16 protein-coding genes and 3 pseudogenes are annotated in these 20,045 nt (G+C 40.2%); 13 read left to right on the top strand and 6 right to left on the bottom strand.

Going from position 1 to position 20,045, the window contains the following annotated elements; genetic code table 11:
• Positions 1-71 precede the first annotated feature (71 nt).
• Both PL9214_RS05805 and PL9214_RS33015 read right to left on the bottom strand, forming a co-directional pair.
• On the bottom strand, positions 72-296 hold the full coding sequence (locus PL9214_RS05805) for a WD40 repeat domain-containing protein (protein ID WP_072717867.1): 225 nt from the start codon (positions 294-296) through the stop codon (positions 72-74).
• Positions 285-329 (bottom strand): annotated as a pseudogene (locus PL9214_RS33015) (hypothetical protein); the annotation flags it as partial. The gene PL9214_RS05805 and the pseudogene PL9214_RS33015, both read right to left, overlap by 12 nt.
• 291 nt (positions 330-620) lie before the next feature.
• Between PL9214_RS33015 and PL9214_RS05800 the strand changes: the two are divergent.
• The 9 genes and pseudogenes from PL9214_RS05800 (at position 621) to PL9214_RS05755 (ending at position 10,521) form a co-directional block, all read left to right on the top strand.
• Positions 621-4,361, top strand: coding sequence for an MHYT domain-containing protein (locus PL9214_RS05800; RefSeq protein ID WP_072717866.1), 3,741 nt, complete (start codon positions 621-623; stop codon positions 4,359-4,361).
• 85 nt (positions 4,362-4,446) lie between these two features.
• A pseudogene (locus PL9214_RS32195) lies at positions 4,447-4,910 on the top strand (adenylate/guanylate cyclase domain-containing protein); the annotation flags it as partial.
• 57 nt (positions 4,911-4,967) lie between these two features.
• Positions 4,968-6,425 (top strand): class I SAM-dependent DNA methyltransferase, encoded by a 1,458-nt coding sequence (locus PL9214_RS05785; protein WP_072717863.1) that lies wholly within the window; start codon positions 4,968-4,970, stop codon positions 6,423-6,425.
• A gap of 15 nt (positions 6,426-6,440) precedes the next feature.
• Positions 6,441-6,665 carry a hypothetical protein gene (locus tag PL9214_RS05780; protein WP_072717862.1) on the top strand — a complete coding sequence of 75 codons (225 nt, stop codon included), beginning with the start codon at positions 6,441-6,443 and terminating at the stop codon, positions 6,663-6,665.
• Positions 6,662-7,069: a type II toxin-antitoxin system tRNA(fMet)-specific endonuclease VapC gene (gene vapC, locus PL9214_RS05775; RefSeq protein ID WP_072717861.1), complete on the top strand. Its 408-nt coding sequence runs from the start codon at positions 6,662-6,664 to the stop codon at positions 7,067-7,069. The genes PL9214_RS05780 and vapC overlap by 4 nt, the downstream gene beginning before the upstream one ends.
• Positions 7,066-7,281, top strand: coding sequence for a restriction endonuclease subunit S domain-containing protein (locus PL9214_RS05770; protein ID WP_072717860.1), 216 nt, complete (start codon positions 7,066-7,068; stop codon positions 7,279-7,281). Before vapC ends, PL9214_RS05770 begins: the two co-directional genes overlap by 4 nt.
• Positions 7,282-7,388: 107 nt before the next feature.
• Positions 7,389-7,733, top strand: coding sequence for a restriction endonuclease subunit S domain-containing protein (locus PL9214_RS05765; RefSeq protein WP_072717859.1), 345 nt, complete (start codon positions 7,389-7,391; stop codon positions 7,731-7,733).
• Entirely contained in the window at positions 7,718-9,619 is a 1,902-nt protein-coding gene (locus PL9214_RS05760) for an AAA family ATPase (protein ID WP_083579895.1), read from the top strand. The genes PL9214_RS05765 and PL9214_RS05760 overlap by 16 nt, the downstream gene beginning before the upstream one ends.
• On the top strand, positions 9,619-10,521 hold the full coding sequence (locus tag PL9214_RS05755; RefSeq protein ID WP_072717858.1) for an HNH endonuclease family protein: 903 nt from the start codon (positions 9,619-9,621) through the stop codon (positions 10,519-10,521). The genes PL9214_RS05760 and PL9214_RS05755 overlap by 1 nt, the downstream gene beginning before the upstream one ends.
• Positions 10,522-10,658: 137 nt before the next feature.
• Here the strand turns inward: PL9214_RS05755 and PL9214_RS05750 are convergent, their stop codons facing one another.
• The 4 genes from PL9214_RS05750 to ctpA all read right to left on the bottom strand — a co-directional run bounded on the left by PL9214_RS05750 (position 10,659) and on the right by ctpA (position 14,752).
• Complete coding sequence (locus PL9214_RS05750; RefSeq protein ID WP_072717857.1) at positions 10,659-11,312, bottom strand: HAD family hydrolase; 654 nt, start codon at positions 11,310-11,312, stop codon at positions 10,659-10,661.
• Between the two features lie 90 nt (positions 11,313-11,402).
• Complete coding sequence (locus tag PL9214_RS05745; RefSeq protein WP_245824182.1) at positions 11,403-11,879, bottom strand: pentapeptide repeat-containing protein; 477 nt, start codon at positions 11,877-11,879, stop codon at positions 11,403-11,405.
• A gap of 116 nt (positions 11,880-11,995) precedes the next feature.
• Positions 11,996-13,435 carry a dihydrolipoyl dehydrogenase family protein gene (locus tag PL9214_RS05740; RefSeq protein ID WP_072717856.1) on the bottom strand — a complete coding sequence of 480 codons (1,440 nt, stop codon included), beginning with the start codon at positions 13,433-13,435 and terminating at the stop codon, positions 11,996-11,998.
• A 78-nt stretch (positions 13,436-13,513) separates the two neighbouring features.
• Complete coding sequence (gene ctpA / locus PL9214_RS05735; protein WP_072717855.1) at positions 13,514-14,752, bottom strand: carboxyl-terminal processing protease CtpA; 1,239 nt, start codon at positions 14,750-14,752, stop codon at positions 13,514-13,516.
• A gap of 782 nt (positions 14,753-15,534) precedes the next feature.
• Between ctpA and petB the strand changes: the two genes are divergently transcribed.
• From petB to PL9214_RS05715, 4 genes and pseudogenes are all read left to right on the top strand, one after another.
• On the top strand, positions 15,535-16,203 hold the full coding sequence (petB, locus tag PL9214_RS05730) for a cytochrome b6 (protein ID WP_072717854.1): 669 nt from the start codon (positions 15,535-15,537) through the stop codon (positions 16,201-16,203).
• 186 nt (positions 16,204-16,389) lie between these two features.
• Positions 16,390-16,869, top strand: coding sequence for a cytochrome b6-f complex subunit IV (gene petD, locus PL9214_RS05725; protein WP_072717853.1), 480 nt, complete (start codon positions 16,390-16,392; stop codon positions 16,867-16,869).
• A gap of 247 nt (positions 16,870-17,116) precedes the next feature.
• Positions 17,117-18,310: a glycosyltransferase gene (locus PL9214_RS05720; protein WP_072717852.1), complete on the top strand. Its 1,194-nt coding sequence runs from the start codon at positions 17,117-17,119 to the stop codon at positions 18,308-18,310.
• Positions 18,311-19,033: 723 nt separating this feature from the next.
• Positions 19,034-19,984 (top strand): annotated as a pseudogene (locus PL9214_RS05715) (reverse transcriptase domain-containing protein); the annotation flags it as partial.
• Positions 19,985-20,045 lie beyond the last annotated feature (61 nt).

Below are 20,045 nucleotides of genomic sequence, written 5' to 3'. Positions count from 1 at the left end.
TAGAAAAATTCAAGAACGATTAGCTCCCGGAAAGCACTCATCAATTGAGTTAAATCGATAAGCATCATCTCTTACATCTTAAGTCGGTGATCAGTTAAATAATCTCGAACAAAATTACAGCCATAACTCAATAAATCTACATTTAAAACGCTTTCCACATTCCAGAGAATCAAGTTATCATCCTCTCCAACTGATGCCACAAAACGACCATCGGGACTATAAGTTAATCCCCGAATAGCCCCACTATATCCTCGCAAAGTTGTGAGTTCCTTTCCTTCCAACGTCCATAACTTCACCGTATTATCTACACTTCCCGATGCCAGGAACCTGAAAAGAAGTTAACTTTAAGCACTTGACAAAAACGAATTGTTCTGAAACAACTATGGGAATTGAATTTAAGCTGTTAGGTCAAGATAATATTTAAGCGATCTCTTCTAAGAATGGGTTTCAAATTACACTTTCCTTGAGCAAAACTTTCGCCCGTAGGATGATGTTATCTACTTTTTTTGTTCCTGCTTACCTAAACCTCGGCTTTATTGCGCTTCAATGTTTACTCTGGGAGGCAAAGGAATCTAGCTATGATGCAGTTAATACCCTTTGATTTCACTCACCCCTAAACAATGCACGAATTATTAGTCATGATGACGGTGATTCAAGGTCATTATCAACCGTCTTTAGTGGTTCTCTCTTTTTTAATTGCGGTGATTGCCGCCTATACGGCGTTGGATATAACCGGATGGGTTACTCCAGAGTCACCCCTACAAAAGCGTCTCATCTGGGCCTGGGGAGGCTCACTGGCGATGGGCACAGGGATATGGTCAATGCACTTTATCGGGATGTTGGCGTTTCAACTTCCCCTCCCCGTGACCTACAGCCTCAAGATCACTATCCTATCCTGGGGGGTGGGCGTGTTCGCCTCTGGGCTGGCGTTGCTGTTATGGAATCGACCCAAACTCAGTCTCGGAGTTCTTTCCGGTGGGGTGGTCTTGGGATTAGCCATTGTGTCCATGCACTATGTTGGAATGGCTGGCATGATGATTCCAGGCACCGTGATGGAATACAATTTAGGGCGTGTTCTGATGTCTGTCGCCATCGCCATTTTTGCCTCAATTGCTGCTTTGGGGATGACGTTTTACTTAAGGCATTCGGGTACCTCTGGGTTTAATTGGATTAAGGGATGCAGTGCCGTGGTCATGGCCATTGCTATCAGTGGAATGCACTACACGGGAATGTGGGCGACTAACATTGTTGAACAGTCTTCTATTACGCTCAATTCTGAGGAAATTTCTGCCCATTCAGGGTTAGCATTGCAAATTGGAATCGTGACCTTAATGCTGTTGGTGGGAACTTTAGTCACGTCTTTGTTAGATCAACGCTATAGCACTCAATTACTATATCAAAATGCCCTGCAAGAAAGTGAAAAACGCTTTCGTTCTCTGATTCGAGAAATGCCGGTTGGCGTGTTATTGTTAACGCCCCAAGGAGAGATTATTTTAAGTAATCAATTTGCTCAAAATTTGTTATTTTCCATTGAACCCCAATTAGAGGGAAAAAATCTATTTTCATTGCCCGTGAAACTTCTCAATGAAGAGGGCAAACCCTTGGGGGAAAAAATGGATTTCATTCATCAAGCGATCGCCCAAGGTCAACCCATCCGCAACTTAATTCTTGGACTGGATCAACAACCCTATTCTACAACCATTCATTGGTTATTGTTGAATATTGATCCTCAGTTCAATGAAGACCAAAAATTAGAACGGATTGTTTGTACCTTTAATAATATCACAGAACGCAAAAACCTGGATCAAGAATTAGCAAAATCACGACAATTTTTAAATACGATTATTGAGAATATTCCTTTGGCTTTATATGTTAAAAATGTTGAAAGTGACTTTCAATTTGTTCTTTGGAATAAAGCCAGTGAAAAAATCTTTGGAGTTAGCCGCGAGCAAATTTTAGGAAAAAACATTTATGATCTGTTACCTGAAAAACAAGCCCAGCATTTTCGTTCCCATATTTTAGAGGCTTTAACTCACCAAAAACCGATAGAAATTCCTGAAATTTTAATTCAGACTCCGGCTCAGGGTGACATTTTATTAAGAACTTTAAAAATCCCTATTATCAACCATCAAAAAACCACTCATATGCTGTGTATTTCTGAAGATATTACCAATCGCAAAAATACTGAAATTGCATTACAAGAAAGTTTAGAACGAGAACAAGCGTTAGCAAAAGCCATCCAACGGATGCGCCAAACCTTAGATATCAAAACCATTTTTTCCACCACCGCTTCAGAATTAAGACGAGTGATTAATTGTGATCGGGTTGTAGTGTATCGTTTTCGTCCTGACTGGAGTGGGGAATTCATTGCAGAATCTGTTAATGGGGGATGGATTTCTTTATTTGAAGAACAAAATTATCATCCTAAACTTCAAGAAAATGCTATTGCGAATGAACGGTGTACTGTTAAATTATTTGAGAGTAACTCCAAGCCTAATTATTTATCCCCTGTCATCCAAGATACTTATCTTCAAACCACCCAAGGAGGATTGTATAGTCAGGGAGTCAATTACCGGGCTGTTTCTGATATTTATCAAGCTAATTTTGACGAATGTTATATTCAGTTATTAGAAAGTTTACAAGCCAGAGCTTATATTATCGTCCCCATTTTTTCTAACCATCAATTATGGGGATTACTCGCCACCTATCAAAACTCTAGTTCCCGTCAGTGGAAACAGGAAGAAATTAATATTGCAGTGCAAATTAGTAATCAATTAGGGGTGGCTTTACAGCAAGCTGAATTATTAGAAAAAACCCAAAAACAATCTATCGAACTTCAAAAAGCAGTAGCGGCTGCTGATGCGGCTAATCAAGCTAAATCGGAATTTTTAGCCAATATGAGTCATGAGTTAAGAACTCCCTTAAATGCCATTTTAGGGTTTACTCAATTGATGAATGAAGATACAATTCTATCTCCCAAGCATCATCAGTATCTTGAAATTATTAATCATGCTGGTGAACATTTATTAACGTTGATTAATGACATTTTAGAAATGTCTAAAATAGAAGCGGGAAGAACAACCCTTAATGAGCATCAGTTTGATTTAATTAATCTTTTAGAGGGGTTAAGAAAAATGTTGCAGATGAAAGCAGAATCTAAAGGGTTACAATTACAATTTCAATATGCACCTAACTTACCCCGTTATTTGCAAACGGATCAAGGAAAATTGCGACAAGTTTTATTAAATTTATTAAGCAATGCGATTAAATTTACAACCCAAGGTCAAGTTACATTAAGAGTGAGACGCGAATATCAAATCTTTAAGTCTGAATCTTCATCTTCTCCTAAATCAGAGGATGGGAATTCAGCCAATATTGACCTGGAAAATCTTTCGGTTAATTCTTCTTCTCAGGAAAAATCGGAGTTTATTTTATTTGAAGTTGAAGATACAGGATTAGGAATTTCCTCTGAAGAAATACAGTTACTATTTGAACCCTTTAAGCAAACAGAATCAGGACGGAATTCTAATCAAGGAACAGGATTGGGTTTAGCCATTAGTCGAAAATATATACAACTAATGGGAGGAGATATTCATGTTAGTAGTCAACTCGGAGTCGGAAGTTTATTTATGTTTGAAATTCCGATTCATTTTTTAGACTCCTGTGAATTTTCCTGCAATGCTAATAAATCTAAGGTGATTTCCCTGGCTCCCAATCAACCTGAATATCGAATTTTAATTGTAGATGATAATTTGGATAGCTGTTTATTATTAAGCGAATTATTATCAGAAATTGGGTTTAAAATTAAACAAGCTGGAAATGGTCAAGAAGCCATCAATTGTTGGGAAGCTTGGCAACCTCATTTAATTTTAATGGATGTGAGAATGCCCGTGATGGATGGGTTAACGGCATCAGCTTTAATCAAAGCAACATCTCTGGGAAAACAAACTAAAATCATTGCTTTAACAGCGAGTGTTTTTGAGGAAAATCAACAAGAAATTTTAACATCGGGTTGTGAGGATTTTATTGCTAAACCCTTCAAAGCCGATCATTTACTAGATAAAATTAATCAACATTTAGGTGTAAAATATTTGTATCAACAGGATGAATTGCTACTCGAAAAAGCTGTTCCCACAAATCCTCAAAGTTCAGCAGAAGATTTGGGTGATCTTCTGAACACAATGTCTCCAGAGTGGCAGAGTCATCTCTATTGTGCCGCTGCTCAAGGAAGCGATCTAAAAATATTAGATTTAATTGATCAAATTCCCCCTGAAAATCAAGCGTTAATTGAAAAATTGAAAGATTTAACTCAAAATTTTCAATTTCAAATTATTTTAAAATTTACCGAAGCATATAAATGATAAAACCCTGCATCAACCCGAAGAAGTCTTAATTCGTATTCAAACTCAATTACAACTTAAAGTTCTCCAGAAAAAACTACAAAATCAAAATGAAGCCTTGCAACTATTACTTAATATTTTACCCGCAACTATTGCGGAACGCTTAAAAACAGATACCAGTGCTATTGCTGAACAATTCGATGAAGTCACGATTTTATTTGCTGATATTGTTGGTTTTACTCCCTTATCTACTCGGGTTAAACCCAAGGAGCGATCGCTCATTTTCAAGCTAAATATCAGGAACCTTTACAAATGCGAATTGGCATCAATACAGGGTCATTGGTTGCTGGAGTTATTGGCGTTAAAAAGTTTATTTATGATTTGTGGGGAGATGCTGTAAATGTTGCTTATCGCATGGAATCATCAGGTTTACCGGGTAAAATTCAAGTCACAGAAAATACCTATGAACGGTTAAAACATCGCTATAATTTTGAAAAACGGGGACAAGTTGAAGTCAAAGGGAAAGGAGAAATGACAACTTATTGGTTAATAGATACATATCCCCATTAACACCTAATGTCTAACATCAAAAGGTATTTGGCTAAAGAAGATGTATAATATAACCTTATGAATACTGCCACCCACGACATTGTTGCCAAGCTCTGGAATCTCTGTAACGTCCTCAAGGACGGCGGGATATCCTTTCATCAATACATGATCGAGCTAACCTACTTACTGTTTCTCAAGATGGCTAAGGAAACGGGAACTGAAAGTCTGATTCCAGAGGGTTATCGCTGGGACGATTTGAAAACCAAGCCAGAATCTGAACAGCTTGAATTTTATAAGCAACTTCTGAATCACTTAGAGAAAGATGGTTCTGTCATTGTCAAAGCAATTTTTGCAGATGCTAAATCTTCTATCAATAGACCAAATACGCTTTCTACACTTGTTAATGAAATAGACAAGCTTGATTGGTACAATGCGCGACGGGAAAGTATAGGAGATGTATATGAAGGACTCCTTGAAAAAAATGCCAATGAATCAAAGGCTGGTGCAGGTCAGTATTTTACGCCACGTCCGTTAATTGACAGTATGGTTCATGTCATGCGTCCCACCTTAGAAGATATCATTCAAGACCCTGCTGCTGGTACGGGTGGATTTTTGATTGCTGCTGATAGATATATTCGAGAATATAGCGATCCCAATAGTTGGACTAAAAAGCAAAAAGAAAAATATCACACCAATACTTTCTACGGAATGGAACTTGTGTCAGACACACACCGTTTAGCATTAATGAATTTGATGCTGCATGGACTCGATTTTAATCCGCAAGGCACAGGTATTCGTTATGGCGATACACTTTCATCCGATGGAAAAAACTTACCGCCAGCAACTCTAATTCTTACAAATCCACCTTTTGGTAGCAAAAAAGGTGGGGGTTTACCTGACCGAAAAGATTTTGATTTTTCCACCAGCAACAAACAATTTTGCTTCTTACAACACATTTATCTAGGCTTAAAACCGGGTGGTCGCGCTGCGGCTGTATTTCCTGACAACGTGCTATTTGAGAGTAATGTGGGACGACAGATCCGAACTGACTTGATGGACAAATGCAATCTTCATACAATTCTGCGGTTGCCATCTGGTATTTTCTATGCTCAGGGTGTCAAAACCAATGTATTGTTTTTTACTCGTGGGAAGACAGAAAAGGGTAATACCAAAGAAGTTTGGGTGTATGACCTGCGTGCTAATACTCCCCAATTTGGTAAGCGAACATCCCTGATGCGTCAACATTTTGAGGAGTTTGAAACAGCCTTTGGTGATGATCCCTTCGGTAGTTCAGTTAGTTTAGCTAAACGCACTGATACTGGAGAGAAAGGACGCTTTAGAAAATTTTCCCGTGACTGGATTGCTGAACGAGGGGATAATCTAGATATCTCCTGGCTTAACAATGAAAGCGAAGATGATAACAATAATTTACCCGAACCTGCTATCTTAGCCCAAGAAGCAATAGGTGAATTGGAAGCTGCGATCGCCGAGTTGCAGGGAATTCTGCAAGAATTAGGTGAGGAAATTAACTTTTAGGTAGGTCTTCATATTATGCACAGCATCAAGTTAAAATCTCATATCGGTAGTGATGGTTTTTTGAAAGTTCGCTTGCCTGATGTACAGAATATGGATATCGAGGTGATCATTGTCTATCAAACTAGCCTACCTAAACCAATGGAAGCAACACCGCTTTCACAGTTTTACGGATGTATTCAGGACGACTCCTTTATTAGACATCCTCAAAACGAACAACCTGAACGCGAACCCCTGGAATGAAATATCTTCTTGATACAAATCTCTGTATTATTTATTTGAAAGGCAGAAATTTAAACTTAAAGCAGAAACTTGAGTCAGTTGCGATTCAGGAAATAGCGGTATGTTCAATTGTTAAAGCAGAACTCTGTTTTGGAGCAATGAAAAGTTCTAATCCCGAACGAAATTTTGCTCTACAGCAAGCTTTCTTGGAGCAGTTTGTCTCGCTCCCCTTTGATGACCTCGTCGCTACAAGTTTTGGAGTGATCCGATCGCAGTTAGAAATTAAAGGAACACCGATTGGAGCTTATGATTTACAAATTGCTGCGATCGCCTTAGCAAATAATTTAACCCTGGTAACACACAATACACAAGAGTTCCGGCGTGTTGAGGGGTTGCAAGTTGAAGATTGGGAGGTTGAGCAGTGAGTGAATTGCCAAATGGATGGGCTAAAGTTGCACTTGAAGAGCTTGGCACTTGGGGCAGTGGAGGTACCCCAAAAAGAACAGATTCTCGATTTTACTCAGGTGGAACTATTCCGTGGCTTGTAATTGGTGATTTAACTGACGGGGTTGTAACTCATGCTCGAACTTATATTACTGAAGAGGGGCTTCTCAATAGTTCAGCCAAACTATTCTGAAAGCACATCAGATTCCAGTAGCACCACGAAAAGAACAAAAGCGAATTGCCGATAAGCTCGATTCATTGCTTGCACGGGTTGATGCGTGTCGCGATCGTTTGGAGCGTGTGTCACATATTCTCCAACGTTTTCGACAAGCTGTTATTACTGCTGCAATATCAGGAGAGTTAACAGATGATTGGCGTGCAAGCACTGATCTTTCAAATAGACAACCTGTTTCTCTATCTGAGATTTTGTCAGAAATAAAGACAGGGCCTTTTGGAAGTGCTTTACATAAGTCAGATTATGTACGTGGAGAGGTTCCAGTTGTAAATCCGATGCACATAAATGATGGAAAAATCACCCATTCGTTTGAAATGGCAGTTTCTCCTAAAAAAGCACAAGAGTTATCAGAGTTTAGGCTTAAGGCTAGAGATGTAAAAAGCAAACAACCTCTATGCGACAATCATTAGACGATTATGTAGAAGCCATCCGCTCTGCATTTAAGCAGTTAGGAGACAAAGCAGATGCCCACCAACTTTTTGATCAAGCAGGATGCCAAGCAGAAGAAGTTGTGCAGTTTTATGAGGCGTTACGGGCAACTCCTGAAGTGCGGATTGCTTTCGAGAATTCAAGACAAGAACGTCCCCCACAAAAACAAAGCTCAATCGCTAAAGATATAGATAATCAAATCTCGGAAAACGGACGTTTTCGGTTGATAGATCTTTGGTTGGAGGATTTCAAAAACTTGACTGACTATACAGTACGCTTCGACCCGTCTCATAGCATAGACATCATTCTTGGCTGGAACGGTACAGGAAAATCTAACTTGTTTGAATCCTTAGTCATTATCTTTCGTGATTTGCATGAATGGTCAAAGGGATCTACATGGATTAAAGAAACAATGAGAGGCTATCGATTACGTTATGAAATAAATGAACAAATAGTCGATATTTCTTGGAATCCCAGAAAGATGAGAAGCCCCCTGCTAAAAATGAGTCCCCTTCAGAAGGGCAACGACGAACAGGAAAAATTCGTAAAGATTTCTAGAAACAAGCTTCCATTACCCCGGTTTGTCTTCGGTTATTATTCGGGACCGACAAATCGCTTGGCTGATCATTTCTTGCCAATGAATCAAGCTCACTACAATAGCTTGCTAGACGCGAAATCTGATGATCCAGAGACTCTTGCTAATCTTTTAGAGAAGCGTCGCTTTTTCTGTGCCGAAAACCATCATGCAAAATATGTTTTATTAGCATTTTTTCATAAAGAAGATCCTGCTATCAGCCAATTTCTTGAAGACAGACTGCGAATTGTTGGCTTTGAGTCGGCACTATTCGTTATTCGTAAGCCTGGATGGGCAAAATCAGGGCAGGCTACTGAATTTTGGGGCGCACGTGGTGTTATGCAACGTGTTATGGAGCGACTCCGACGATTTGCGATCGCTCCAATGGTGATTAAACAAAAGGTAAGTGAGGGATATAAGTCAAAGGGCGAGGAACATTACTACTTTTTTCTACCCGACTTACAGAGCTTACACGCCTTGGCTGCGGAATACAAAAATGCCCGAACATTTTTCCTCGCTCTGGAAAGTATAGATTTCTCAGAATTGATTTACGATCTAAAAATTCAGGTGCGTGTAAAGGCAACAAATACAGAGCAAGTGGCAATTACATTTCACGAGTTAAGTGAAGGTGAGCAACAACTACTCATGGTATTGGGTTTAATGCGCTTCACGAAGTCTCATCAGTCTTTGGTACTACTTGATGAACCTGATACACATCTCAATCCTCATTGGAGTGTGGATTACCTGAAACTCCTTACTCGTGTAATGAGCGAGAATTCTAATGAGTCAGAAGAACAACAAACAAGCCAAATTCTTATGTCAACTCATGATCCTTTAGTCATTGCCAGCCTCTTTAAAGAGCAAATTCACCTTCTCAAACGAGATTGGCAAACAGGTGCTTGCACATGGGAACAGCCAACGGTTAATCCGCGTGGACTTGGATTTACTGGCATCCTTACAAGTGAGATGTTTGGAATGAGGAGTGATCTCGATGAGGAAACACTTGCCGACCTAGACACCAAGGTTCGCTTAATCGCTAAGGAAGGTTCTTTCACTCCAGAGGAAGCTATAGAACTCGAAGAAATAAACAAACGTTTAGAAGATGCAGGATTCCAAAAGGCATTTAGTGATCCATACTATGCAGCATTTATCCGTGCCTGGAGTCGTAGATACAGTGATTTGATGGCTGGTACTCGATTCCTCAGTCCAGAGCGACGAGAAGAGGTTGATCGGATTGCTCGTGAAGTCCTCGAAGAAGTCCTAGCAGAATTAGAGGCAGAGGGCATTAACTAATGCGCTGGATCGATATTGACCAATTAGAGATTCCCGATGGATGGCAAGCAAAGGCTGATAAAGCCCTTAATGAGCTAAGACAAGAAATAGAATGTGCCGAACAAAAAGCTCGATCCGCTGGCGAAGACATTCGTGCCGCAAGAAGGAAGGCGATTTCGGAAGGATTAGATAAGAGTTCACGCAAGAAAATCTGGCAAGAGTTAAATTCCTATTTAGCTAAACTCCGTAATGGCAAATGTTGGTACTCAGAAAGCTTAAATCCAGGTTCCAATAAGGATGTTGATCATTTTCGTCCTAAAAATCGAGTATATGAAGATCCTGACCACGAAGGCTATTGGTGGCTTGCATTTGATTGGCGTAATTATCGCTACTCCTGTCAACTGTGCAATCAGCACCGTGTTGATACAGCAAACAATACAAACGGAGGAAAGTGGGATCGCTTTCCCATTTCTGGAGCTTTTAGAGCTAGGCAAGAAGTAGACAATTTAGAAATGGAAGATGTAGATCTTCTTGACTCAATTGATCCAGAGGACTGGAAGCTACTCACTTTCCGTCCCAATGGTCAGCCTATTCCGGCAAAACGTCCCGGTACGAGAGAATATGAAAGAGCAGAGATTTCTATTCAGGTATATCATCTTAATTATCAAGAATTTGTACGTGATCGCAAGAAATTGGCTACAACCATTCATGTGTTAATAGAACGCATGGAAATTTACCGTTCAAAAATTACAGATTCTACAATGATAACACTTTATAAAAATAGTCTAAAAGAGCTTTTTCGGCTCATTGATCGAGACTCGGAATATTCCGCAGCTGCCCTAGCTTATGCACGGTCTGAGGTTTATAAAATGGAACGTGGTCATCAGGTCAAACGAGAATGGCTCGAAAAAATTTTGAATTAAAATCCATAATCACTAATTTTAACTTTTACTCAAAAATACATGATCTTGCTTTTAGCCCACATTCCGCACAACAAAATGTAATGATGTTGAGCTTGAACAGATAGAAAATCTAACTTAAGCTCAACATTATTAGGATTTTATTCAATTTTTTGGAGATATGCCCCCAAAGCTGAATTGTTAAAATCCTCAATCACCAATGCCACCCCTAAATCTGTTAAAATTTTAGGCTCATGAGTGGAAGCAACCCCAATGGTTTTAATCCCCGCAGCAATTGCAGACCGAATTCCAGAGGGAGAATCTTCAAATGCGATCGCTTCTTCTGCTAGAATATTTAATTGATTTAAACAATATTGATAAGGAGCCGGATCGGGTTTTCCGATTCCAATTTCATCGGATAAAATAACTTGATAAAAATAATCGGATAGATTCAGCATTTTCAGCATAAAATCTGTATTTTCACGGGGCGCATTCGTTACTAAACCTGTTTTAAAAGATTGTTTTTTAACCCAATACAAAAAATCGTTTAATCCCTCTAAGGGTTCTAAATTAACAGCTAATTCTCTAAATTTTGATTCTTTTAAATTAGCTAATTTTAATCCTTCTTTTGCGGAAAAATGAGGAAATATATCCTTGACTATTTCAGCGTTTGTTTTGCCACTAATATGAGTTTTATAAAAGCTTGAATCAATTGTAATTTGATAAGTTGCTAAAACATTTGCCCAGGTTTGATAGTGAAAGGGGTCAGTATTAGTAAGAGTTCCATCTAAATCAAATAAAATTGCTTTAAGCATAATTAAATAGGGTATAGAAACCGGGATTTTAACCTAACTAATAAATTATACAGATAATTAGAGATAAAAACCCGATTTCTGTTTTTGAGGTTACTTTTGAATCGTGCCATCCGGCATAATTGCCCCTTGAAAATTAGCTCCTTTTGTATTAGCTCCCGTTAAGTCTGCTGAATTCAAATCAGCCTCTTTAAAATTAGCATCATTGAGTTTAGCATTATTGAGTTTAGCACCTCGAATAAATGCCCCTGTAAGATTAGCTTGACTCAAATTAGCATTGGTTAAATTAGCTTGAGTTAAAGCAGTTCCACTTAAATCAGCACCCGTTAAATTAGCTCCTGTAAAATCTACACTATCTAACAACGCCCCTTTGAGATTAACTCCTTTCAAATCTGCTTGACTGAAGTTAGAATTATTAAGTTTAGCTCCTTCTAAATTCTGCCCTTGTAAGCTTTTACCTTTAAAATCACATCCAAAACATTCTTGATCTTGACTTAACTGTACTTGAGCCACTGGTTTTTGACAACCAGAAACCGTTAAAATTAGGATAGCTAAACTGATGAATGCCAAGGATTGATATCCATTTATCAACCGTAGAGATCTAAATTTTGAAATTGAAAACATTGATAAAAAAGTAGAATTTAATTTTTGCATTTGCTGAGATCTGATTCTAAACATTTTCAGACTTAATTTCCCCAATATCGTCGCCAATGAAATAAATTCTCAATCCAATCAAATAATACTGTATTTTGACGACGACGTTGATTAATCCAGGCGATCGCACTTTGATGATAAACTTCGGAAAACGTCGGTAAAATAGCAGGACATTCTGCTAACGTTTTCAAGTTTACCCCTTGACGAATTGCTAAAGCAAGGGTATGAATTAACTCACTCGCTTGAGAACCCACCACCGTAGCCCCCAATAGTTTACCATTAGACAAGCCAACGAGTTTACAAAATCCCGTTGTTTCTCCCCAAATTTGAGCTTGAGTGATCTGTTTGAGTGATTGTTGTTCAACAATAACCTGAGTTCCATACCGATTTTTTGCTTGGGTTTCTGTGAACCCAACTCTGGCAAATTGCGGGTGGGAAAAAATAGCCCAAGGAATGCTTTGATAATTGACCGTAAACCTGGGCCAGTATAAGGCATTTTTGAGGGCAATTTGAGCTTCATATTGGGCGATATGTTCAAAGGAATACCCTCCTAAAATCTCTCCACAACCATAAATTCTAGGATTTGTGGTTTGTAATTTTTCATTAACCCATAAATAATTGTTTTTAAATTTAACGTTAATCAAGCTAAAATTCCAGGGTTCTAAATCTATTTTAGACCCACAAGCTAGGAGAATTTCATCAACTTCTAGGGCGGTATTTCCCGCTTGAATCCATTTTTTATCCTCAATTTTTTTAACTTGAATGACTGGAGTTTGAGTTAAAATTTTTACCCCTTCCGCTTCTAATTTTCCTTGAATTAACTGTACCGCTTCTGGCTCTTCTTGAGCTAAAATTTGCGTTCCTTCCACTACTAGAATTACCTCCACTCCTAAACGAGTGAACACCTGAGCCAACTCAACCCCTGCGGGATCGCCACCAATAATTGCTAATCGTTGGGCAACCGTTTCCGACAAATTCGGCTGTTTTTGTAAAAACAAATCGAGGGTATTGGGGGTTATAAATCCTGTGGATAATAACCCTTCAATAGCAGGGATTTTCGGTTGGGGTGCTAAGGCTAATAAATAATTTCGCGATCGCAAAACTCGGTTATTAACGCTAAATCTCAAACGCGGAGACTCAATAAATTCTCCTTCACCCACAATCACATCAATTCCCCCAGTGGCTAACCGTTGTGGGGAATAAATTTCTGTCTGGTTAGCTCTGACTAAATCTAACCACCGTTTTATTGTTTTGCCCTTAAAATTAATCTCAGAATCCGCTTTCTTGCTGAGGAAAACTTGATGTTGACTTTGGATAGAAGCTGCAATCGGAAATAACCCTTGATATTCTGGTGTTAAAGTGAGTTCTTTCGGCTCAACTAAAGCGACCCGCGCCTGCATTTGAGACGCTAATAAAGCAGCATAGCGTCCCGTTAAACTTCCTCCTAAAATCACCAAATCATAATCTAACATAGTCAGCTAATGAGCATTTAAACGGCATTTTAGAATCCAATAAAACCCTTTTCCTTGTTCTCCATTCCCGTAATCTAATCAGTTTTTGGCAATCATAAATTGAGAGGACAATAATTCCAAAGCCGCTTGATATTGTTGATCTGATGCAGTTGCGACTTGACTGCGAAGCAGTAAAGATTCTGCTGGAATAACCCGATCCGGCATAATCCCCAACTTATTAATATCTGTATGATTGGGTGTTTCATACTTGGCAACCGTAACCGCTAATCCTGACCCATCGGATAAATCAAATAGAGATTGAATTAACCCTTTTCCAAAGGTTTTTTCTCCTACTAAAACAGCCCGATGATTATCGTGTAAAGCTCCGGCTAAAATTTCACTGGCACTCGCCGTTCCTGGGTTGACTAAAACCACTAAAGGAGCGTGGGTTAAGGCTGAACCTACCGCTTCAAAACTCCCTAGAACCCCCTGACGATTTACGGTATAAACAATCGTGCCTTCATCTAACCAAAGACGAGCAATTTCTATCCCCGATTGTAATAATCCCCCTGGATTATTTCTTAAGTCTAAAATATAAGCTTTTGCTCCTTTTTTTTCTAAAGCTTGAATGGCATGGGCGACTTCTTCCGTTGCATTAGCACTAAATTGACTTAAACGAATATAACCTAGAGGCGTTTCTCCCAAATCTGACCGTAATTCTGCGGTGACGGGGTTAAGAGCAATGCGATCGCGAATTAAAACCAAATCTTCTGCAACGGTGTTACCATCCCGCAATACCGTTAATGTCACCCGGCTACCGATTGGCCCTCGCATCCGAGCCGCAGATTCATCTAAGGTTAAATTAGCAGTGGGCAACCCATCAATTTTCAAAATGCGATCACGGGGTTGAATTCCTGCTTGTTCAGCCGGAGAACCTTCTAACGGAGCAATTACTGTTAAACCCCCTGTTTCTGAATCTAAGGCAATTTGTAGCCCCACTCCCATGAGTTCCCCAGAGGTATTAACTTGTAGACTGCGATATTGATCCGGTCGTAACAGACGAGTAAAGGGGTCATCCAGGGTAGCTAACATTTTCTCAATGGCTTGATAGGTCTCCTCCCGGTTTTTGAAGGGTTGTCGCATCCATTTCTCGCGGATAGACCACCAATTTTGATGGTTGAAGCTCTCATCAATATAAGCGCGATTAATAATTCGCCAACTTTCGCTAAAAATCTTTTGGTCTTCAGTCAACGCCGAAACCGGAGTGACCCAAGTGATCCAGACTAAGGTAATTGGCAGAATAATGAGAGAGGCTATCTGAAAAACTCGCTTGTACATGGTGGTGATTCAATCGCTATTTTAATATTCGGGTTCGAGATCAACCCCTGGGGAACCTTGACCACTTGATTTTAAACCAAGACCGTTAGGGACTCTCAGCATCAAATGTTGATTCCCGACTTTCGTGAAAATTGAGTTAAAGTTATGTTACATTTTTGATCGGAGGGGAGAACACACCGGGCTTTTAGCCTAAGCTGTCAATCGGATGAAAACCGAACCCCCTGTTCCTCTGGGTGATGGTTGATTGTAAGCCAAATTTCTCAGAGTCAGGAATCCCCCGATAATCGGCGGAGGATATCAATCCTAGAGACTTAAACGCATCTCTATCATGCCATTGCGTTTCGGACTTTGCTTGAGTTCGTCAAGGCTTGTGAACTGATCAGTGGCAACACCATCGGGATAAAGCAAGTACAGGACAGATGATCAAATATTTTGCTGATTATCGTAGGTTCCTGAAAGCAAAACAATAGCTAACAGAATTTGATCGTGCTGCAAGCCCACCCCTTCAGGGGTTGGGATAGGCATTGTGGCTAAAGCCACTTTCAAATATCTTATCTGTTAAGCTCAAAATAAGGTACGGCGGGACTCGTCGAAACCAGGGGAGCAACCCTAAACGCTTGAGGAGCTTATTGAAAGATAAGGATAGCAGACCGCTTTTATAGCAAAAGGATTGCGCCCAAGAACCCTATTTGTAGGGATATTTGAAGTGAAATCTTTAAAGAATCTCACCTTCTTTAGGGGTGGGAGTGTCAAAGCAATTCATTGTTAGGAATTCTAGCTTCATGTTTTCTAAGGGAATAAAAGACTCTCAGACCTTTAAGTGGTTTGATGAACGGCTGGAAATCCAAGCCCTTGAGGATGACATTACAAGTAAGTATGTCCCCCCTCATGTCAACATCTTCTATTGCTTGGGTGGAATTACTTTAGTTTGCTTTTTAATCCAGTTTGCCACTGGATTCGCGATGACGTTCTATTACAAACCGACCGTCACCGAAGCTTTCAACTCCGTTCAGTACATTATGACGGATGTAAGCTTTGGTTGGTTAATTCGGTCTATCCATCGCTGGTCTGCCAGCATGATGGTGTTAATGATGATCCTGCACGTTTTCCGCGTGTATCTGACCGGGGGTTTCAAAAAGCCCCGTGAATTAACTTGGATCACGGGTGTGGTTTTAGCCGTGATCACCGTTTCCTTTGGGGTAACGGGTTATTCTCTGCCTTGGGATCAAGTGGGTTATTGGGCTGTGAAAATTGTATCTGGGGTTCCTGAAGCCATTCCCGTTGTCGGTTCTACCATTGTGGAACTGATGCGCGGCGGTACTGCCGTAGGTCAAAGCACCCTCAGCCGTTTCTACAGCTTACATACCTTTGTGCTGCCTTGGCTGATTGCCGTTTTTATGTTAGCCCACTTCCTGATGATTCGGAAGCAAGGCATTTCTGGCCCCCTGTAAATACAAGGCTTAGGGCTGAGGTTTTTCAGCTACTCCTTTGATTTTTAATCCAAAATCTAAAATCCAAAATCTCAAGTTTCGGGTTTGGGAGTAGCCCTTGCTACACTGAATTTAGAGCGTTGCAGCAACAATGAAAAACCAGCAACGATTTGCTAGATTCCTCAAAAAAGGAGCGCACTTTTAATCATGTCCATCTTAAAAAAGCCGGATCTTAGTGATCCTGTTCTTCGTGCTAAATTGGCTAAAGGCATGGGTCACAACTACTATGGTGAACCTGCTTGGCCCAATGACTTGTTATATACGTTCCCGGTGGTGATTCTGGGGTCTTTCGGTTTAATCGTTGCCCTGTCTGTTCTTGACCCGGCAATGGTGGGAGAACCCTCTAATCCCTTCGCTACGCCGTTAGAAATTCTGCCGGAATGGTATCTCTGGCCGACTTTCCAAATTTTACGGGTGGTTCCCAATAAACTCTTAGGAATCATGTTAATGTCTTCGATTCCTGTGGGCTTAATTGCTGTTCCTTTCATTGAAAGTGTTAACAAATTCCAAAACCCCTTCCGTCGTCCTGTCGCAAGTGCGGTTTTCTTATTTGGAACGTTAGTAACGCTGTGGTTAGGAATTGGCGCCGCCCTTCCCATCGACAAGTCTTTAACGTTAGGTTTCTAAACCGACGGATTTTCCCATTATTTCAAAATCTTTACGGATACCTGTGAGTTTACTAGGATAGCGTGCTAGGCTAAATCTTGGGGACTATCACAGGTATCGTTTTTTGTAAACAGATAAACAGGGGTTGCTATAACTTATTGATCCAGGGTGTTACGCCCAGAGCGTACAAAACCGTTGATTTGGAACCAGATTAGCTTGCAATTTTGGATTTTGTGCCTAAAAAAAATATTATTTTTGAAACCCAGCTATGCTATTACAGAAACACCCCAAACTAGGACAAACTCATTCTCGTTTAACTTGGTGCTTTTTAGCCGTTTTTTCTTGTGAAGGTGGAATTCAATCCTATGTTAAAGATATCTTAACGGCTTATCAAGATTTTTATCAACTTTATGAACCTTCAAAACAGCCTATTAATCCAGAGAGTTATGTTTTAATTTTACGCGATTCTCCTGAATCTTTTAACCCTTTAGAAACCCCATCAAGTTTGTTTAAATTTCAATATTTTAAATCCCAATTTCCCACCTGGGGACGCTTGCAATTAGCAAAAGCTTTACTCCTAGATTTACTCCAAGAACGGCCTGAGCGCGTGTTATGTGGCCATATTAATTTATCCCACTTGGTACAAACCATCTGCCAACCGTTAGGAATTCCCTACACCGTCTTAACCTATGGCAAAGAAGTGTGGGAACCTTTACCGCAGAAGTATCAAAACGCACTCCAAAACGCTGATCAAATTTGGACAATTAGCCACTATAGTCGAGATCAAGCGTGTCTTGCCAATCACCTCAATCCTAAGCAGTTTGAAATGTTACCTTGTATGGTCAATGGGGAACACTTTACTCCCGGCCCCAAACCGCAGCACTTGATTGAACGGTATGGGTTACAAGATGCACGGGTGTTAATGACCGTTGCCCGACTGTGGAAAGGTGATCCCTATAAAGGAGTCGATGTCACTATTCGCGCCTTATCCCAAATTGCTCAAGTGTTTCCCGATGTTAAATATTTAGTCATTGGTCGAGGGGATGACCAACCCAGACTCCAACAGTTAGCTCAAGATTTAGGGGTTAGCGATCGCGTTGTATTTGCGGGGTTTGTTCCCACGGAAGAATTAGTCGATCATTATCGGGTCTGTGATGGTTATGTGATGCCGTCTCAAGAAGGGTTTGGAATTGTTTATTTAGAGGCTATGGCTTGTGAAAAACCCGTTATTGCTGGGGATAGCGATGGTTCGGCTGATCCGTTACAGGACGGTAAATTAGGCTGGCAAGTGCCTCATCGGGATGTAGATGCCGTTGCTCAAGCTTGCATTGAACTGCTCAAGGGTGAAGATCAACGCTGCAATGGGCCTTGGTTACGTCAGCAAAGTTTAGCTAGTTTTGGCAAACCCGCGTTTCAAAACCGAGTCCAACAGTTGCTCCAACAAAAAGTAGTATTATTATAGAATTGGTGCGAAACGTTCCTGTCAAAGTCTAGGGATAAACCCCAAACGTAAGCAGGGAGATAGGTGTAGACAATTGATAGAAGGGCATTCAAACCCAACAATAAATCCAATCAAAACCTGTCTTAACTTTGGAAATGTGACCCTAAAGGAAGGTCAATCTCGGAGTCAATGGTGCGGCTTTCCGAACAATAAAGTACGGTAGCCCATTCCAAAGAGATACGGCAATTCCCACAGTGTCAGACTGATTATCAAAACACTGAAGCTGGGAGTAAAGGGGAATCGGATATAAGTCAAATACCTAAGTAATTTCTCTAGCCAATTGCCCAAGAATAACGAAAGTGAACATCCGACTTGAACCGTCGTTATAATAAAGTAGCGAAATTGACTTGATTACGCTGCGTTCAAAAGAACAAAGGGAAAAGATGGAAGTTTCAACGATACTTCTATAAAAGGTAAGTATTTCAGTTCAACACTTACTAAGACTCCCAAAAGTACCTCGGCGGATAGGATGATTCTAAAGGCAATAAACCCATTTCCAAGGAACGTTAAAACCCCTCGTATACTCCTACAGAGGTCGAATACTGTTAGGTAGCTACAAATCTAAAGCGTATGTTATGAGGGCGAGAGATGGATTCTGAAGCTAATGCTTAAACGTAATGTTTAAGATATGCCCATGGAGTCCGGTTTAGTTGTTAGGTAAGGTTTTAATTAGCAGTTAAAACGGTGAAAACGAGTATAACCAAGACTACGACTGCATGGAATACTATCAATTGGGCGAAAGTTCAACGGGTAGTATTTAAGCTGCAAAAGAGAATTTACCAGGCATCATTATCGGGACAAAATGCAAAAGCTCGGAAGCTCCAAAAACTTCTAGTCAAGTCATATTACGCCAAACTCTTAGCAATTAGAAGGGTAACTCAAGATAATCAAGGCAAGAAGACATCCGGGATAGATGGGGTTAAATCCATCACACCCAAACAACGATTAGAACTTGCCCAAAACTTGAATAAATACCAAAAGGCAAAACCACTCCGAAGGAAATGGATACCCAAACCCAACGGTGAGGAAAGACCTCTAGGAATTCCAACTATAAACGACAGAGTAAGGCAAGCCTTGGTGAAATCTGCATTAGAGCCACAATGGGAAGCCAGATTTGAGGGTGAAAGCTACGGGTTTAGACCCGGACGCTCTGCCCATGACGCAATGTCACGAGTCTTCCATAGCATCAAACAAGGGGAATATTACATCCTAGATGCTGACATCTCAAAATGCTTCGACCAGATTAATCATGATTACCTACTGTCCAAAATTGATTGTCCATCAATAATAAAAGCCCAAATCAGACAATGGTTGAAAGCTGGAGTAATGGACAACGGCATATTTGAGGCAACCGAGGCAGGTACACCACAAGGAGGTGTTATCAGTCCTCTACTCGCTAACATCGCACTGGATGGAATGATTAGACTAATTGAACATAAATTTCCAAAAAAGAAATACCGTGTTCAAGCCCTAGTCATTAGATATGCCGATGATTTCATCGTGGTAAGTCCACAATTAGAAATTATTCAACAGTGCATGATTGAAATCGAAGAATGGTTAAAACCTATCGGATTAGAACTGAAACCAGCCAAAACCCGAATTTGCCACACATTAAGAGAAATCGAAATAAACGGCGAAATTAACCTTTTAAGATTTCCATCAGATGTATTCTGGCTTGAATAATTAAGGAGATAGC

The sequence above is a fragment of the Planktothrix tepida PCC 9214 genome (assembly GCF_900009145.1).
GTDB lineage: Bacteria > Cyanobacteriota > Cyanobacteriia > Cyanobacteriales > Microcoleaceae > Planktothrix > Planktothrix tepida.
This window is presented reverse-complemented; position numbering and strand designations above follow the sequence as displayed.

Coding starts and splice junctions, on each gene's coding strand:
- PL9214_RS05800 (WP_072717866.1), top strand. CDS start 621: ATGCACGAATTATTAGTCATGATGACGGTGATTCAAGGTCATTATCAA.
- PL9214_RS05785 (WP_072717863.1), top strand. CDS start 4,968: ATGAATACTGCCACCCACGACATTGTTGCCAAGCTCTGGAATCTCTGT.
- PL9214_RS05780 (WP_072717862.1), top strand. CDS start 6,441: ATGCACAGCATCAAGTTAAAATCTCATATCGGTAGTGATGGTTTTTTG.
- vapC (WP_072717861.1), top strand. CDS start 6,662: ATGAAATATCTTCTTGATACAAATCTCTGTATTATTTATTTGAAAGGC.
- PL9214_RS05760 (WP_083579895.1), top strand. CDS start 7,718: ATGCGACAATCATTAGACGATTATGTAGAAGCCATCCGCTCTGCATTT.
- PL9214_RS05755 (WP_072717858.1), top strand. CDS start 9,619: ATGCGCTGGATCGATATTGACCAATTAGAGATTCCCGATGGATGGCAA.
- PL9214_RS05750 (WP_072717857.1), bottom strand. CDS start 11,312: ATGCTTAAAGCAATTTTATTTGATTTAGATGGAACTCTTACTAATACT.
- PL9214_RS05740 (WP_072717856.1), bottom strand. CDS start 13,435: ATGTTAGATTATGATTTGGTGATTTTAGGAGGAAGTTTAACGGGACGC.
- ctpA (WP_072717855.1), bottom strand. CDS start 14,752: ATGTACAAGCGAGTTTTTCAGATAGCCTCTCTCATTATTCTGCCAATT.
- petB (WP_072717854.1), top strand. CDS start 15,535: ATGTTTTCTAAGGGAATAAAAGACTCTCAGACCTTTAAGTGGTTTGAT.
- petD (WP_072717853.1), top strand. CDS start 16,390: ATGTCCATCTTAAAAAAGCCGGATCTTAGTGATCCTGTTCTTCGTGCT.
- PL9214_RS05720 (WP_072717852.1), top strand. CDS start 17,117: ATGCTATTACAGAAACACCCCAAACTAGGACAAACTCATTCTCGTTTA.